Genomic DNA, 17,007 nt, shown 5'->3' on the forward strand with positions numbered 1-17,007 from the left:
GAAGGCTGACGGTGGCCGGTGATCGTGATGATCACCGGCCACCAAGCCAAGTACCGTGTTCGCATATCTGGTCCGCCGGGTGATCGGAGCGATAGTCCTGCTCTTCATCGTCACGGCCGTGACGTTCTCGATCTTCTTCCTGGTCCCGAAGCTCGGTGGTGCTACCTCCGACGACCTGGCCTCGCGCTATGTCGGCAAGAGTGCCGGTGCCGAGCAGATCCACCAGACCGCGGTGAGGCTCGGCTTCACCGACCCGCTGTACGTGCAGTACGGCCGCTTCATGAAGGGTCTGTTCGTCGGGCAGGACTACAACTACGGCCCGGCTGTCGAGCACTGCCCGGCACCCTGCTTCGGCTACTCGTTCCTGAACCAGACCCCGGTCTGGCCGGATCTGGTCGCCCGAATGCCGGTCACCCTGTCGCTGGCGGTCGGCGCGGCCGTCATCTGGCTCGTCAGCGGCGTCGGCGTCGGCGTCGTCTCCGCGCTCAGACGTGGGTCGGTGCTGGACCGATCACTCATGACCGTGGCGCTGGCCGGGGTCTCGCTGCCGATCTTCTTCACCGGCCTGCTGGCGCTGTCGATCTTCAGCTACGGCCTCGGGTGGACCGCGCAGGGCGGCACGAACCCGATGGACGCCTCGAACCCGCTCGAATGGGCGTACGACCTGATCCTTCCGTGGACCACGCTCGCGTTCCTGTACGCCGCGGCGTACGCGCGACTCACCCGGGCCGGCATGCTCGAGACGATGAACGAAGACTACGTCCGCACCGCGCGGGCCAAGGGGCTGCGCGAACGGAACGTGATCGTCCAGCACGGCCTGCGGTCCGCGCTGACGCCGATCCTGACCATCTTCGGCCTGGATCTGGGCCTGTTGCTGGGCGGCGCGATCCTGACCGAAACGACGTTCTCGCTGCCCGGGATCGGCCAGTACGCCGTGCTCGCGCTGCAGTCGAACGACCTGCCCAAGGTGCTCGGGGTGACGCTGGTCGCCGCGTTCTTCATCGTGCTGGCGAACCTCGTCGTCGATGTCCTGTACGCCGTCGTCGACCCGAGAGTGCGGATCTCGTGACCGAACCCCAGCAAGACACTGTGCAGCGCATCCCGCGGGGCGAGGCGTTCCTCGACGTCCGCGACCTGAAGGTGCACTTCCCGACCGACGACGGCATCGTGAAGTCCGTCGACGGGCTGTCGTTCGCGCTCGAGCGGGGGAAGACGCTCGGCATTGTGGGCGAGTCCGGCTCGGGCAAGAGTGTGACCAGCCTGTCGATCATGGGCTTGAACCCGCCGGGTGCGGCCAAGATCAGCGGCGAGATCTTCCTCGACGGCCAGGACCTGGTCTCGTCGACGCCCGAGGAGGTTCGGCAGCTCCGCGGCAAGCGGATGGCGATGATCTTTCAGGACCCGCTCTCCGCGATGCATCCGTTCTACACCGTCGGGCACCAGATCATCGAGGCGTACAAGGTGCACAACCAGGTGAGCAAGCAGGTCGCGCGCAAGCACGCGATCGAGATGCTCGACCGGGTCGGCATCCCGCAGCCGGACCGGCGGGTGGACGCGTACCCGCACCAGTTCTCCGGCGGCATGCGGCAGCGCGCGATGATCGCGATGGCGCTGTCCTGCGACCCCGACTTGCTGATCGCGGACGAGCCGACCACCGCCCTGGACGTGACCGTGCAGGCGCAGATCCTGGACCTGATCCGGGACCTGCAGCGCGAGTTCAACTCCGCGGTCATCATCATCACCCACGACCTCGGTGTGGTCGCCGAGCTGGCCGACGACATCCAGGTGATGTACGCCGGCCGGGCGGTCGAGTACAGCACCGCGGAGGACATCTTCGACCGGCCGCAGCACCCTTACACCTGGGGTCTGCTCGGCTCGATGCCCCGCATCGACCGGGAGCGCAGCGAGCGACTGATCCCGATCAAGGGCACGCCGCCGAGCCTGATCAACGTGCCGAACGGCTGCGCCTTCAACCCGCGCTGTAACTACGCGCACCTGAACGGCGGCGCCAGCGAGACCGAACGGCCGGAGCTGCTGGACATCGGTGACGGCCACCTGGTCGCCTGCCACCTCTCCCCGCAGAACCGCAAGACAGCGTGGGAGACCGACATCAAGCCGAAGCTCTGAACGGGACGACGACTGTGACAACTGCGAACACCGACCCCACCGCCGTCCCGGGCGTAGTCGCGCCGAAGCTCGGCGAGGAGCTGCTGTCGGTCACCGGCTTGGTGAAGCACTTCCCGATCCGCAAGGGCCTGCTGCAGCGCCAGGTCGGCGCCGTTCAGGCGGTCGACGGACTGACCTTCACCGTGACCCGCGGCGAGACACTCTCGCTGGTGGGGGAGTCCGGTTGTGGCAAGACCACGACCGGACGGCTGCTCACCCGGCTGCTGGAGCCGACCTCGGGGAAGATCGTCCTCGAGGGGAGGGACATCAGCCATATCGGCGACGGCAAGATGCGTCCGCTGCGTCGCGACGTACAGATGATCTTCCAGGACCCGTACGGCTCGCTGAACCCGCGGCACACGGTCGGCAAGATCGTCGGCGCGCCGTTCAAGCTGCAGCACGTGAAGACCGAGCACGGCGTGAAGCGTGCGGTGCAGGAGCTGCTCGAGCTGGTCGGCCTGAGCCCAGAGCACTACAACCGCTATCCACACGAGTTCTCCGGCGGTCAGCGCCAGCGCATCGGCATCGCGCGGACGCTGGCCCTTCGTCCGAAGCTGATCGTCGCCGACGAGCCGGTGTCCGCGCTGGACGTGTCGATCCAGGCCCAGGTGGTGAACCTGCTGGAGGACCTGCAGGAAGAGTTCGAACTGACGTACGTGATGATCGCTCACGACCTGTCCGTCGTACGGCACGTGTCGGACCGGGTCGCGGTCATGTACCTCGGCAAGATCGTCGAGCTCGCCGACCGGGTCGACCTGTACGAGAGTCCGATGCACCCCTACACAGTGGCGCTGATGTCGGCCGTCCCGGTCCCCGACACCAAGCGCAAGGCCAAGCAGGACCGCATCCGCCTCCAGGGTGACGTCCCCAGCCCGATCAACCCACCGCCGGCCTGCCGCTTCCACACCCGCTGCTGGAAGGCCCAGGACATCTGCAAGACCACCGAGCCCCCGCTGCTGCAGCTGGCTCCCGGCCACCAAACCGCCTGCCACTTCCCGGAGAACCAGCCCTCCGACAAGCCTGTGGCTCCGGCCCCGAGCCCGGACACACACGACAGCTGAGGTCAGTGGCTGGGCGTCGCCTCGAGGAGTAGCCGGGCGATCAGGGCGTGGCCCGCGGCGTTGGGGTGGTCGCCGTCGGGGGCCAGCAGGGTCGTGACGTCGGCGGCGTCGCTCTCGAAGGGCGTGTAGATGTCGACGTATGTGGCGTCGTCCTTCTGGGCGGCGCCGGCGATCGCGGCGTTGACCTGGAGGGTGAGTTGGTCGGTGGCCGCGCGACCCGTGGCAGGGAAGGTACGGCGGGCGACCTCGCCGTCCTCGAAGACGTTCCAGTAGCCGGTCGCCAGGATGGTGGTCGGCTGCCCGCCGCGCAGGGTGTGGATGCGGCCGAGGATCCGGTGCAGGTTGACGGTGAGTTGTTCGCGCTCGTCGGCGACGCAGTCGGTGTCGGTGCAGCGGCCGGCGGTGACGTCGTCGTGGTGGTCGCCGAAGTCGTTCGCGCCGATGGTGAGCAGCACGATGTCGGCGACGGAGATCGCTTGCTCCGTGGGGGAGTTGGGCTGGTCGAGCCGCCGGAGCAGACCGGTGCTGTCGAGGCCGCCCGCGCCGAGGTTGTCGACGGTGACGGTGTCGCCGGTCCGGGTGTGCAGAAGATCGTCATACATGCTGGGGAAGGCCGCGCAGCTGCAGGCCGTGCCTGAGGTGACCGAGTCGCCGAGCGCGACGACGTGGAGCTGAGCGACCGGAGGAACCGGTGGGACCGGTGGCCGTGGTGCGGCGCTCACCACGCCGCCGCCGGCCAGGATGGCGACGAGTGCGATGAGAAGCAGCGCGGTGATGAACCGTCGCAGTCTGGGCATCACGCCGGTTTCGAGGACCTCGCTTCACGGTGCGCCGGGACGGCGGCGAGCTGGTTGACCAGCCAAGGGTAGGCGGTCGCGAACGCGGGACCGGCGAACTGCCAGACGTGGCTGCCGGGAAAGACCTCGACCTGGGACCAGATGTCCACCTTGGCCGCGGCCTGGGAGAGCTCCTCAGCCTCGTGCTGGTGCCGGGGCTCGGCGGTGCTGGTGAGGAACAGGCCGCTCACGCCGCGGTACCGGCCGTGGGCAGGCATGACCAGGAGCGGTTCGTTCGCCTGCTCGGCGGCGACGTTCCCGCCGTACAGATCGGCGAGAGTCTGGGCCGGGTCGCCGCTGTTCGGGGCCAGGTCGCCGGAGATGTCGACGAAGTGGGTGAAGGTCGACGGGTGCTCGACGACCAGGTCGAGGGCGCAGGTGCCGCCCATCGAGAATCCGGCGACGGCCCACTGCGCCGGATTCCGGGACGCGTCGAAGGTGTGCTCGATGAACTGCGGGATGTCCTGGTAGAGATGGTCGGCGGAGTTGCCCCGCGGGCCGTTCACGCACTCGGTGTCGTTGCTGAACCTCGCGATCGAATCGGCGAAGACGAGGATCGGCGCGTACCCGTGGTGGCGGCGGGCGTAGTCGTCCGACGTCTGTACGGCGTTGCCGAGCCGGACCCAGTCACCCGGACCACCGCGCTCGCCGCCGATCAGCTCCACCACCGGCAGCGTCGGGCGGTGACGGCCACGGAACCAGATCGGCGGCAGGTAGACCAGCTCCTGCCGATGCCGGAAGCCGCTGTACGCCGGTGGGATGTTCACCGCGACCAATCGACCGGCCGGCGGGAGTTTCGCCGTACCGGCGTCGTGTGCCAGCCCGGACATCGATTCCTGACCGGGCAGCGGAGTGTGGGTCCAGTCGTTCACCGCCGCGGAGATGGTCGGGTAGTAGCCGACGAACTGGTTGATCTGGTTCGCGAAGACCAGCGTCGTGAGCGCGATCGCCACGACCGCCGTCCCGCGTCGCCACCAGCGTGCGCTCCGCCACCCGGCCGCCAGCACGATCAACGCCGCCAGCGCGGCCCCGAACCAGAGCCAGACGTGGAACGGCAGCGGGTCGGTGACGCCGAGCAATCGTGCCGCCGGATACGCGGCGATCAGCGTTCCGAACGTCGCCCCACCGACGATCATCGGCACCGCCCGTACGCGCCACTGCCGATCCCGCCACCCGACCGCGACCACGAGGGCGGCAACGGCCACGACATCCAGCATCGCCGGCAACCAGCCCCCGAGCAGCGACACGTTCATCCAACCCCTCCAGAAGCCGAGCAGCCCCAAACCACAGACGCCGACCAAGCCGAGCCGGTTGGCATGAAGTCAGATCTGCGGCTGGAGACGGTTACCGTTCAAGCATGGGGCATCCACTTGATCATCTGGTGTTTGCTACTCGCGATCTGGCCGGGACCATCGCCTGGTTCGCCGGGGCGACTGGGGTTCAGCCGGCTGAGGGCGGGCGTCATGACGGACGTGGCACTCGGAACTATCTGGTTGGTCTGGGACCTACGGCGTACCTCGAGATCATCGGACCAGACCTGGAGCGCCCGGCGAGCCGGGCGGCGCCGTTCGGGATCGACGAGCTGGTCGGAGAGCGGCTGGTGACCTGGGCTGTGCGGCCTGACGACATCGAGTCTGCCGCTGTCGCGGCGCGGGCGGCCGGGGCGGATCTCGGGCCGATCCTGCCGATGTCGCGGACGACGCCCGACGGTGAGGTGCTGAGCTGGCGGCTCGCGACGGTGTACCCGGCGCCGTACGACGGCATCGTGCCGTTCCTGATCGATTGGGGCACGAGCCGGCATCCCGCCGCCTCCGGGCTACCGACTGCCGAGCTGGTCGAGTTCGAAGCCACGCACCCACGCGCGGACGAGGTGAGCGCCGTACTGGACGCCTGCGATGTCAGCTTGCCGGTGGCGGCCGGCGGGGCGGGTTTGCGAGCCGTTGTCGCCGGGCCGGGAGGTACCTGCGTGCTCCTGTGAGGTCACCGTGTGTCGCAGTCGGGGGTCGGGGGCGCGGCGTTCGACAATGTCGAACGACGGGCGTTGTGCCGCCTCGCGATCGCTCCTAGATTCCGGACAGCCGTGGTCGTCACGGCGTGGAAGGGAGGCTCGGTATGGCTACGACCGAAGCGGTCAAAGCACGAACCCTTCTGGCTGAATGTTCCTCGGAGTTCGCCGGAACGTTCATCCTGATCCTGTTCGGTGTGGGCGTGGTGGCCCAAGTGGTGGCAGGCGGTATCGGGAATCACGACTCGATCGCGTGGGCCTGGGGTATCGGCGTGACCATGGGCGTGTACGTGTCAGCCCGGATCAGCGGCGCCCACATCAATCCCGCGGTCACGATCGCCCTGGCGGCGTTCCGCGGGTTCGCCTGGCGGAAGGTGCTGCCGTACATCGGTGCGCAGTTCCTCGGCGCGTTCGTGGCGGCTCTGGTGGTCCGCTGGAACTACAACGCCGTTCTGGAGAAGTTCGACCCTGGCCTGACCATCAAGAGTCAGGGCGTGTTCTCGACCCTGCCGGGCAACGGCCGGACGGATCTCGGCGTCGGCGTGTGGGGTGGTTTCCTCGACCAGATCATCGGCACCGCGATCCTCTTGATGGTCATCCTGGCCATCGTCGACCTGCGCAACAACGCCCCCGCGGCGAACCTGGGCCCGTTCATCATCGGCCTGCTGGTCGTCGGCATCGGAATGGCCTGGGGCACGCTGGCGGGTTACGCGATCAACCCGGCGCGTGACTTCGGGCCGCGACTGGCCTCCTACCTGACCGGCTACGGAGGAGCCTTCAAGGACCAGTTCGGAGACCTCTATTTCTGGGTCCCGATCGTGGGACCGATCATCGGCGGGCTCATCGGCGCACTCCTCTACGACCTGCTGGTCGGCCGGAACCTGCCGGTCGGCGACGTCGACGAGGAGCCGGGCCGGGTACCTGACGAGGAGACCGCAGCATGACGCATCGCGCCACAGAGCAGTGTGAGGAGAGGACTTTCCATGGCTGACTTCGTCGGTGCCGTCGATCAGGGCACCACGAGCACCCGTTTCATGATCTTCGACCACTCCGGCAACGTGGTGGGTATCCACCAGCTGGAGCACGACCAGATCCTGCCGCAGGCCGGCTGGGTCGAGCACAACCCGGTGGAGATCTGGGAGCGGACCAGCTCGGTCATCCGGACCGCGATGAACGCGCAGGGGCTGCAGGCCAGCGACCTGGCGGCGGTCGGCATCACCAACCAGCGCGAGACCGCGGTGGTCTGGAACCGCAAGACCGGGCGGCCCTACTACAACGCGATCGTCTGGCAGGACACCCGGACCGACAGGATCGCCTCCGCGCTGGACCGCGAGGGCAAGGGTGACGTGATCCGGCAGAAGGCCGGCCTGCCGCCGGCGACGTACTTCTCGGCCGGCAAGGTGCAGTGGATCCTGGAGAACGTCGACGGTGTCCGCGCGGCCGCCGAGGCGGGCGACGCGATCTTCGGCAACACCGACAGCTGGGTGCTGTGGAATCTCACCGGCGGTACCGAAGGCGGCGTCCACGTCACCGATGTGACGAACGCCAGCCGCACGATGCTGATGAACCTGGAGACGCTCGACTGGGACGACGAGCTGATCTCGTTCTTCAACATCCCGCGGCAGATGCTGCCGGAGATCCGGCCGTCGTCGGATCCGAACAAGTACGGCGAGACCCTCGCGAACGGGCCAGTGGGCGGGGTGGTGCCACTGACCGGCGACCTCGGCGACCAGCAGGCGGCGACCGTCGGTCAGGTCTGCTTCAACCCGGGCGAGGCGAAGAACACCTACGGCACCGGCAACTTCATGCTGCTGAACACCGGCACCGAGCTGGTCCGGTCGAAGGCGGGCCTGCTCACCACGATGTGCTACAAGTTCGGTGACGAGGCGCCGGTCTACGCGCTGGAGGGCTCGATCGCGGTGACCGGGTCGGCCGTCCAGTGGCTGCGGGACCAGCTCGGCATCATCTCCGGCGCGGCGGAGACCGAGACGCTGGCCCGGCAGGTCGCGGACAACGGCGGCGTGTACTTCGTGCCCGCGTTCTCCGGCCTGTTCGCGCCGTACTGGCGCTCCGACGCCCGCGGTGCGATCGTCGGACTGTCCCGGTTCAACACCAACGCCCACCTGGCCCGAGCAACACTGGAAGCGATCTGCTACCAGAGCAAGGACGTCTCGGACGCGATGGAGAAGGACTCCGGCGTCAAGCTGGACGTGCTCAAGGTGGACGGTGGCATCACCGCCAACGAGCTCTGCATGCAGATGCAGGCCGACATCCTCGGCGTGGCGGTGAGCAAGCCGGTCGTGGCGGAGACCACGGCACTCGGGGCGGCGTACGCGGCCGGCCTGGCGGTCGGCTTCTGGAAGAACAAGGAAGAGCTCGTCCAGAACTGGAACGAGGACAAGCGGTGGGAGCCGCAGTGGAACGACGAACAGCGGGCCAAGGGGTACGCCGGCTGGCAGAAGGCGGTCCAGCGCACGCTTGACTGGGTCGACGTCGGCTGATCAGGCGGTATCCGCAGTAGGTAACGGAATCGGAAGGAACAGCACAGTGGGCGTAGTGGCTCTGTCACCGCAAGCGAGGGCCGAAGCGATCGACGCGATGGCCGACGGACGGGAACTGGACGTCCTGGTGATCGGTGGCGGGGTGGTCGGCACCGGGTCAGCGCTGGACGCCGCGACCCGTGGCCTGACCACTGGACTGCTGGAGGCGCGCGACTTCGCGAGCGGCACCTCCAGCCGGTCCAGCAAGCTCGTCCACGGTGGCCTGCGCTACCTGGAGATGCTCGACTTCCGGCTGGTACACGAGGCGTTGCAGGAGCGTGGTCTGCTCCTGCAACGCCTGGCACCGCATCTGGTCAAGCCGGTGCCGTTCCTCTACCCGCTCCAGCACAGGTGGTGGGAGCGGTTCTACGCCGGCGCCGGCGTGGCCCTGTACGACGGCATGGCCGTCAGCTCTGGTTTCGGCGCCGGACTGCCGCTCCACCGGCACCTGACCCGCCGCGGCGCGATGCGGCTGGTCCCGAGCCTGCGGAAGTCCGCCCTGATCGGCGCATTGCAGTACTACGACGCCCAGGTCGACGACGCCCGGCACACGATGGAGCTGGCCCGGACGGCTGCGTCGTACGGCGCTCACGTGGCCAACCGGGTCAAGGTCACCGGTTTCCTGCGACAAGGTGAGCGCGTCACCGGGGTGCAGGCCAAGGACCTGGAGAGCGGCCGCGAGTTCGAGGTCCGGGCCAAGCAGGTCGTGAACGCGACCGGCGTCTGGACCGACGACACCCAGGCGATGGTGGGGGAGCGCGGTCAGTATCACGTGCGCGCTTCGAAGGGTATCCACCTCGTCGTCCCGAAGGACCGGATCCAGTCCAGCACCGGGATGATCCTGCGGACCGAGAAGTCCGTGCTGTTCATCATCCCCTGGGGCCGGCACTGGCTGATCGGCACCACCGACACCGACTGGCACCTGGACAAGGCCCACCCGGCCGCGACCAGCAAGGACATCGAGTACCTGCTCGAGCACGTCAACGCGGTCCTCACCACGCCGTTGACTCGCGAGGACGTCGAGGGTGTGTACGCCGGGTTGCGGCCGCTCCTCGCCGGTGAGTCGGAGAGCACGTCGAAGCTGTCCCGCGAACACGTCGTCGCACATACGGCACCGGGTCTGGTGGTCGTTGCCGGCGGCAAGTACACGACATACCGGGTGATGGCCAAGGACGCGATCGACGCCGCCGCGGCGGCCTTGGACGGCCGGGTGCCCAAGTCGGTCACCAAGACCACCCCACTGGTCGGCGCCGACGGCTACCACGCGCTGTGGAACCAGCGGCACTTGATCGCGCAGCGCTCCGGCCTGCACGTGGCCCGGATCGAGCACCTGCTGAACCGGTACGGCGCGATGATCGACGAGGTCCTCGCGCTGGTCGAGGAGGACCCGACGCTCGGTGAGCAGCTGCCCGGCACGCAGGACTACCTGAAGGCCGAGATCGTGTACGGCGCCAAGGCCGAAGGCGCGCGCCATCTCGACGACATCCTGGCCCGCCGGACCCGGATCTCGATCGAGGCCTGGGACCGTGGGGTCGGCGCGGCCGAGGCCGCGGCCCGCCTGATCGCCCCGACCCTCGGCTGGGACGAGGCGGCGATCGAGCGCGAGGTCTCGGTCTACCTCCGCCGGGTCCAGTCCGAGCGCGACTCCCAGGAGCAGCCCGACGACGAGTCCGCCGACAAGGTCCGCCTCGAGGCGCCCGACATCGTGTCGCCGGCCTGACTACAGGCTCTGGTCCTCCGGGCGGATCCAGTTGAAGGTGCGCTGGACGGCGGACTTCCAGTTCGTGTACTCGGTCTCCCGGCGGGCGGGGTCCATGTGCGGCAGCCACTGGCCGGCGCGGTGCCAGTTGCTGCGGAGCCCCTCGAGGTCGGGCCAGTAGCCGACCGCCAGGCCGGCCGCGTACGCCGCGCCGAGCGAGACGGTCTCGGTCACCATCGGGCGCACCACGCGTACGTCGAGCAGATCGGCCTGGAACTGCATGAGCAGGTTGTTGGCCGTCATCCCACCGTCGACCTTCAGCGCGGTGAGCGCGATCCCGGAGTCGGCGTTCATCGCGTCGACCACCTCGAGGGTCTGGAACGCGGTCGCCTCCAGCACCGCGCGGGCGAGATGGCCCTTGGTGATGTAGCCGGTCAGTCCGGCGATCACCCCGCGCGCCTCGCTCCGCCAGTGTGGCGCGAACAGGCCGGAGAACGCCGGCACGATGTACGCCCCGCCGTTGTCCTCGACCGTCCGGGCCAGCGTCTCGATCTCGGCCGCGGTGTGGATCATCCCGAGCCCGTCCCGGAACCACTGCACCAGTGAGCCGGTCACCGCCATCGACCCTTCCAGCGCGTACGACGCCGGGTGGTCACCGATCTGGTACGCGACCGTGGTCAGCATGCCGTGCTTGGACCGGACGATCTCCTGCCCGGTGTGCAGCAGCAGGAACGAGCCGGTGCCGTAGGTGCACTTCGCCTCACCGGCACTGAAGCAGGTCTGCCCGAACAGTGCGGCCTGCTGATCACCGAGGGCCGCGCCGATCCGGACTCCGGGCAACACCTCGGTCGCGGTCGCGAAGACCCCGGACGACGGGCGGATCTCCGGCAGGATCGCGCGCGGTACATCGAACGCCTGCAGCAGCCGGTCGTCCCATTCGAGCGTCTCGATGTTCATCAGCATCGTACGGCTCGCGTTCGTCACGTCGGTGGCATGCAGTCCACCGGCAGCGCCGCCGGTGAAGTTCCAGATCAGCCAGCTTTCCATCGTGCCGAAGAGGATCTCGCCGCGCTCGGCGCGTTGCCGTAGACCGGGTGTGTGGTCGAGCATCCACTTGATCCGCGGCGCGGAGAAGTACGTCGTCAACGGGAGACCACACAGATCCGCGAACCGGTCCGGGCCTTCGGTGCCGGCCAGTTCGGTGACGAGCCGGTCCGTCCGGGTGTCCTGCCAGGTCACCGCGTGGCCGATCGGCCGGCCGGTGATCCGGTCCCAGAGCAGGCTGGTCTCCCGCTGGTTGGCGATGCCGATGGCAACAATTTGGGCCGGCGAGGCGCCGATCTGCCGGATCGCGGCGGGCACCACGCGGGTGACGTTGTTCCAGATCTCGCCGGCGTCGTGCTCGACCCAGCCCGGGCGGGGGAAGAGCTGGTGGTGCTCCCGTTGCGCCACCGACACCAGCCGCCCGCGCCGATCGAAGAGGATGCACCGCGTCGAGTTCGTCCCCTGATCCACCGCGGCCACGTATTGCTCAGCCATCTGCCCAACCCCCGATCACCCGCCGGCCGGTTCTCCGCGACCGACTCGGCCCACCCGTCAAGTGTCCTCCCGGAGGTCACGACCGATGGCCTCCGCGGTGGCACGAACCATGCTGACCAGGTCGGCGCGGTGCCGCAGACGGCTGTCGCAGATCCGCTCGACCCGCCCCGCCAGCCCGACCGCGCCGACCACCAGGCCGCCGAGGCCCCGGATCGGAGCGGCGATGCCGGCCAGCTCGACGGTGTATTCCTCGAACTCGCTGGCCCAGCCCTTGGCCCGGACCGCGGCCAGTTCGTCGGCGAGCCGGGCCCGGTCGATGATCGTCCGGGTCGTGTACGCCTCCAGCTTGTGCGGCCGGGCGGCGCCGCTGGTGTCGAACGCCAGCACCGCCTTGCCGAGGGCGGTCGCATGCGGCGGGAGCGTCGTACCGACGTCGAGGTCCTGGTCGCTGTCGTCCGGCCGGAAGACGTGATGGACGACCACGACCTTGCCTTCGACCAGGCGGCCGACGCGGACCACCTCGCCGCTGCGGGAGGCCAGCGAGTCGGCCCAGTTGATCGCACGGCTGCGGAGCTCGTTCGGATCCAGGTAGCTCTCGCCGAGCCGGCCGAAGGCGTCGCTCAGGTGGTAGTGCGCGCCGGTGTGGTCCTGTTCGACGAAGCCGACCTGGTGCAGGGTGCGCAGAATGCCGTGCACGGTTGTCTTCGCCAGCCCGAGCGCGTTGCCGAGGTCGGCCACTCCGAGCCCGTTGGGCGCGGCGGCGAGCAGTCGCAGCACGGCCGCAGCCCGCTCGATCGACTGCACTGTGCCCGGCACAATCGCAGGCTACCTGCGATGGCAGTGGTATGGCTGTAGGTCGCCTCTACTCCGTGGCGATCGCCTGCAGGACGTCCAGACGCGCTGCACGCCGTGACGGCCAGACCGCAGCGAGTACGCCGACGACCGCGGCCGCCAGCGCGGCGACCACCAGCTGGAGCACCGGGATGTCGCGGACGTTCAGGCCGTTGTCGACCATCGCGGACTGGATGGACGCCGCGAACAGCACTCCGATCGCCAGCCCCAGCAGGGCGCCGAGCAACGAGATCGCGATCGACTCGACCCGGAGCATCCGGCGCAGCTGCGGGCGGTCCATGCCGATCGCGCGGAGCAGGCCGATCTCGCGGGTCCGCTCGACCACGCCGAGTGCGAGCGTGTTGATGATGCCGAGGATCGCGATCAGGATCGCGAGCGCGAGCAGCATGCCGACCGCGGCGAGCGCGCTGTTGACCGGTCCGCGCGCCCCGGCCGCGTACGCCTGCTGATCGCGGACCTGGATCGACGGGTAGTCCTTCAGCTGCCCGAGGATCAGGGCGGCGACCGGCGCCACTTGGGTGCCCTGGGCAACTTCGACGTACAGGACGGAGTCGCTCGCGGTGCCGCCGACGGATTCGTACGCCGGGAGCGACAGGACGATCGCGTTCAGTTGACGGTTCGGGGCCAGGATGCCGGCGACGGTGAGGCGGTGCTTGCCCGTGGTCGTGGTGAGGTCGAACCTCTTGCCGACGCTCAGGCCGAGGGTCTTCGCCAGATTCCGGGGGAGGACAGCCTGGCCGTCGTGCAGTCCGGCCGCCGAGCCCGCGTCGAACTTCGTGGTGATCGACCCGTCGAGGGTGCCGTCGCTGACACCGCTGACCTGCACCGCGGAGTCACCGACCTGTCCGGCCTGCTGCCGGAGCTGATGCACCGACTGGACGCCGGAGACCTTCGAGACCCGGTCGGCGACCTGCGGGCTGAAGCTGGCCGGGCCGTCGGAGGTGATGAGGAGCTCCGCCGTACCGAGCTCGTCGGCGATGTTCTTGTCGATCGACGCCTTCGCCGACGCGGCGATCACCAGCAGGCCGCTGATCAGCGCGACCGAGATCATCAGGGCGGACGCCGTGGCCGAGGTCCGCCGTGGGTTCCGCTCGGCGTTGCGGCGCCCCAGGGTCACCGGGGCCTTGCGCCCGAACGGCCACATCAGGGCGCGAACGACGTACCTGCTGATCAGCGGGCTCACCATGACGACGCCGAGCACGGTGATCGCGGCCCCGAACCCGATCAGGACGGCGCCGGGGAGAGCACCGGCGCTCAGCCCGATCAGGTACAGCGTCACGGCCATCAGCAGCATGAACGCGCCGATGAGGACGCGCACCAGCAGCGAGCGCTCCGGCAGCGCCACGTCGTCACGCATCGCGGCGACCGGCGGGAGCTTGCCTGCCCGGCGCGCCGCCGGGTACGCCGACGCGATCGTGACACCGATGCCGATCAGGTAGCACGTGATCACGGTGGCGGCACTGACCTGCATCGGCGCGGTCGGGATCTGGATGTCGAGGTGCTGGTAGAAGAACCGGATGCCTGCCGCCACGCCGATGCCGACGAGCAGACCGAGGGTCGAACCGATCACGCCGATGACGAGCGCCTCGGCCAGGACCGTACCGGTGACCTGGCCGCGGGACGCGCCGATCGCCCGGAGCATCGCCAGCTCGCGGGATCGCTGCGCGACCACCATCGCGAACGTGTTGACGATCAGGAACGTCCCCACGAACAGTGCGAGGCCGGCGAACAGCATCAGCACGGTGCTGAGGCCGCCGAACGTGTTGTCCAGGTCGTTCTGGCCATCGACGGTGACCTGGGCGGCGGTGCGGACCTTGACCGAGTCGCCGGTGGTCTGCGCGATCGCGTTGCGCACGGTGCCGGGATCGGCGACGGATTGGACGGCCACGCTGATCGACGTCCAGCCCGGCTTGCCGAGCAGGAACAGCTGCGCGGTGACGGCATCGAAGGTGACGAGCGGTGCGCCGGCCGAGATCCCGGCCAGACCGGGCGTGGTGATCGCGGTGAGCTTGGCGGTCACGGCCCTGGTCGGGGTGACGATCCGGACCTGGTCGCCCAGGTCGTAGCCCAGGCGGGTCGCGGTCGACCGGTCGAGGCCGAGTTGGCCCACGCCCCAGGGCAGGTCGCCTTCGAGGAGTTTGAACTGTGCGGTCCGGGAGTCCCGCGGCCACGCGGAGCCGAAGCTGGGCAGGCCGTACGTCTCCATCGGCTTCCCGTCCGGGCCGAGGATCTGTACGTCGCTGACCAGGAGCTGCGGGTTCGCACTCGCGACACCGGGTACGGCGGCGACGCGCTCGACCAGTGTGGAGAGGAAGGTCGCGGGCCGGCCGGTCCCGGCCTCGATCGGCGTGACGGGCGTGACGGTGATGTCCGCCGTACTGGTGGTGAAGTTCTTCTTCAGAGCGGCGGAGAGGGTGTCGGTGAAGACCATCGCACCGCCGGCGAACGCGACGCCGAGCAGGACCGCGACCGTGCACAGCACGAAGCGGAGCCGGTGCGCGAGGACCGAGCGCAGGCCGAGCTTGAGCATCAGCCGGCCACCGCGGGGTCGAGCTTCTTCATCGTGTCGAGCACGGTTTCGGCGGTCGGGTCGAGCAGCTCGGACTCGAGCCTGCCGTCGGCCAGGAACAGCACGCGGTCGGCGTAGGAGGCCGCGGTCGGGTCGTGGGTGACCATGACGACGGTCTGACCGAAGTCACGGACGGAGCGATGCAGGAAGCCGAGTACGTCGGCCGACGAGCGCGAATCGAGGTTCCCGGTCGGCTCGTCGGCGAACACCACGTCCGGCCGGGAGACGAGCGCCCGAGCACACGCCACCCTCTGCTGCTGGCCGCCGGACAGCTCGGACGGTTTGTGCCCGAGGCGGTCGGTCAGGCCGATGGTGTCGATCACGGTGGTGAGCCAGTCCTGGTCCGGCTTGCGGCCGGCCAGGTCGACGGGGAGCGTGATGTTCTCGAGCGCGGTCAGGGTCGGGACCAGGTTGAACGCCTGGAACACGAATCCGATCCGGTCCCGGCGCAGGTGGGTGAGCTGCTTTTCGGGCATCCGGGTGAGGTCGACGTCGCCGAGGAAGATCTGTCCGTCGGTCGGCTTGTCCAGGCCGGCGAGGCAGTGCAGCAGGGTCGACTTCCCGGACCCGGAGGGGCCCATGATCGCGGTGAACCGGCCCTTCCCGAAGTCGGCACTCACGTCCGCGAGCGCGTCGACCTGCGTCTGGCCGCCGCCGTACCGCTTCCACACTCCGACAGCACGCACCGCAGCCGTGTCAAGCACACTCATGCGACGAACGCTATCCACCCAGGGTTCCTCCAGGGGCGGGTGGCTGGCCTCAGCCGTCGACGCCGACCAGATCCACCCCGGCGGATTCGGCCGCCACCTCCTCCACCGAGCGGGTCGGGAGGGGAGGGGGTGTGCCGCCCCAGGCGGGGCAGAGGGCCTTGTGGTCGCACCAGTCGCAGAGCGGGCCGGGGCTCGGGCGCCAGTCACCGGACTCGAGGGCCCGGGTGATCGCCGTCCACAGGGCCGAGATCTTGCGTTCGCAGGCGCGGAGGTCGGCCTCGTCGGGGACGTAGCGGACGATCTCGCCGTTGCCGAGGTAGACGAGCTGGAGCATCGCGGGCACCACGCCGCGCAGCCGCCACAGCACCAGCGCGTAGAACTTCATCTGGAACAGGGCCTTGGCCTCGAAGAACTCCGACGGCGACCGGCCGGTCTTGTAGTCGACCACGCGGATCTCACCGGTCGGGGCGACGTCCAGGCGGTCGACGTACCCGCGCAGGACCAGGCCCGACTCCAGCGCGGTCTCGACGTACAGCTCCCGCTCGGCCGGCTCGAGAGCGTTCGGGTCCTCGAGGGTGAAGTACTTCCCGAGCAGCTGGTGCGCCTCGGCCAGCCACTTGGCCAGCTCCTCGCCGCTCGCGTCCTCGGCGAACAGCTCCGCGACCTCCGGCTCCATCTCCAGGACGTGCTGCCACTGCGGCTCGAGCATCTCGGCCGCGTGCTCCAGCGTCCGCTGACCGCGCGGCAGGTCGAACAAACGCTCCAGCACACCGTGCACGACGGTGCCCCGGACCGCGGCGGACGACGGCTTCTCGGGCAGCCGGTCGATGACGCGGAAGCGATACTTCAGCGGGCAGCTCATGAAGTCCGCGGCCCGGGACGGCGACAACGCCCCACGGGGATGCCCATGCACATCGACCTCACCTGCAACGCTCATACCCAAGACCCTAGGCGAGTCCATGGACACTTCGCGTGCACACCGCCCGGGTCTGTGGAAAACCTGTTCACAGCGAACTCCCAGCGGACTTTC

The 17,007-nt window shown here is 69.0% G+C and carries 14 protein-coding genes; 7 read left to right on the plus strand and 7 right to left on the minus strand.

What is annotated here, in order from left to right; translation table 11 throughout:
* Positions 1-55: 55 nt before the first annotated feature.
* The 3 genes from OG555_RS34310 to OG555_RS34320 are packed head-to-tail and all read left to right on the plus strand — an operon-like array spanning position 56 to position 3,227.
* Positions 56-1,069 carry an ABC transporter permease gene (locus OG555_RS34310; protein ID WP_329476804.1) on the plus strand — a complete coding sequence of 338 codons (1,014 nt, stop codon included), beginning with the start codon at positions 56-58 and terminating at the stop codon, positions 1,067-1,069.
* Positions 1,066-2,127 carry an ABC transporter ATP-binding protein gene (locus OG555_RS34315; RefSeq protein WP_329476806.1) on the plus strand — a complete coding sequence of 354 codons (1,062 nt, stop codon included), beginning with the start codon at positions 1,066-1,068 and terminating at the stop codon, positions 2,125-2,127. The genes OG555_RS34310 and OG555_RS34315 overlap by 4 nt, the downstream gene beginning before the upstream one ends.
* A gap of 14 nt (positions 2,128-2,141) precedes the next feature.
* Positions 2,142-3,227 carry an ABC transporter ATP-binding protein gene (locus OG555_RS34320; protein ID WP_329476808.1) on the plus strand — a complete coding sequence of 362 codons (1,086 nt, stop codon included), beginning with the start codon at positions 2,142-2,144 and terminating at the stop codon, positions 3,225-3,227.
* 2 nt (positions 3,228-3,229) lie between these two features.
* On the opposite strand, the gene OG555_RS34325 is transcribed toward OG555_RS34320, so the two are convergent.
* The gene (locus OG555_RS34325) at positions 3,230-4,024 is read right to left on the minus strand and encodes an SGNH/GDSL hydrolase family protein (RefSeq protein WP_329476810.1); all 795 of its coding nucleotides are present in this window, start codon (positions 4,022-4,024) and stop codon (positions 3,230-3,232) included.
* On the minus strand, positions 4,024-5,316 hold the full coding sequence (locus OG555_RS34330) for an alpha/beta hydrolase (RefSeq protein WP_329476812.1): 1,293 nt from the start codon (positions 5,314-5,316) through the stop codon (positions 4,024-4,026). Before OG555_RS34330 ends, OG555_RS34325 begins: the two co-directional genes overlap by 1 nt.
* A gap of 104 nt (positions 5,317-5,420) precedes the next feature.
* Between OG555_RS34330 and OG555_RS34335 the strand changes: the two genes are divergently transcribed.
* The 4 genes from OG555_RS34335 (at position 5,421) to OG555_RS34350 (ending at position 10,328) form a co-directional block, all read left to right on the plus strand.
* Positions 5,421-6,041, plus strand: coding sequence for a VOC family protein (locus tag OG555_RS34335; RefSeq protein ID WP_329476814.1), 621 nt, complete (start codon positions 5,421-5,423; stop codon positions 6,039-6,041).
* A gap of 134 nt (positions 6,042-6,175) precedes the next feature.
* Entirely contained in the window at positions 6,176-7,012 is an 837-nt protein-coding gene (locus OG555_RS34340) for an MIP/aquaporin family protein (protein WP_329476816.1), read from the plus strand.
* A 39-nt stretch (positions 7,013-7,051) separates the two neighbouring features.
* The gene (gene glpK, locus OG555_RS34345; RefSeq protein ID WP_329476819.1) at positions 7,052-8,569 is read left to right on the plus strand and encodes a glycerol kinase GlpK; all 1,518 of its coding nucleotides are present in this window, start codon (positions 7,052-7,054) and stop codon (positions 8,567-8,569) included.
* A 46-nt stretch (positions 8,570-8,615) separates the two neighbouring features.
* Entirely contained in the window at positions 8,616-10,328 is a 1,713-nt protein-coding gene (locus tag OG555_RS34350) for a glycerol-3-phosphate dehydrogenase/oxidase (protein WP_329476821.1), read from the plus strand.
* Here the strand turns inward: OG555_RS34350 and glpK (OG555_RS34355) are convergent, their stop codons facing one another.
* From glpK (OG555_RS34355) to OG555_RS34375, 5 genes are read right to left on the minus strand one after another with little or no spacing between them, the layout of a single operon-like run.
* Positions 10,329-11,846 carry a glycerol kinase GlpK gene (gene glpK, locus OG555_RS34355; RefSeq protein WP_329476823.1) on the minus strand — a complete coding sequence of 506 codons (1,518 nt, stop codon included), beginning with the start codon at positions 11,844-11,846 and terminating at the stop codon, positions 10,329-10,331. It abuts the gene before it with no gap.
* A gap of 57 nt (positions 11,847-11,903) precedes the next feature.
* Entirely contained in the window at positions 11,904-12,662 is a 759-nt protein-coding gene (locus OG555_RS34360) for an IclR family transcriptional regulator (RefSeq protein ID WP_329476825.1), read from the minus strand.
* Between the two features lie 46 nt (positions 12,663-12,708).
* On the minus strand, positions 12,709-15,228 hold the full coding sequence (locus OG555_RS34365) for an ABC transporter permease (RefSeq protein ID WP_329476827.1): 2,520 nt from the start codon (positions 15,226-15,228) through the stop codon (positions 12,709-12,711).
* Positions 15,228-15,977 carry an ABC transporter ATP-binding protein gene (locus tag OG555_RS34370; protein WP_329476829.1) on the minus strand — a complete coding sequence of 250 codons (750 nt, stop codon included), beginning with the start codon at positions 15,975-15,977 and terminating at the stop codon, positions 15,228-15,230. Before OG555_RS34370 ends, OG555_RS34365 begins: the two co-directional genes overlap by 1 nt.
* 49 nt (positions 15,978-16,026) lie before the next feature.
* On the minus strand, positions 16,027-16,914 hold the full coding sequence (locus tag OG555_RS34375; protein WP_329476831.1) for a RecB family exonuclease: 888 nt from the start codon (positions 16,912-16,914) through the stop codon (positions 16,027-16,029).
* Positions 16,915-17,007 lie beyond the last annotated feature (93 nt).

Origin of the sequence: Kribbella sp. NBC_01484 (assembly GCF_036227145.1) — a bacterium.
Lineage (GTDB): Bacteria > Actinomycetota > Actinomycetes > Propionibacteriales > Kribbellaceae > Kribbella.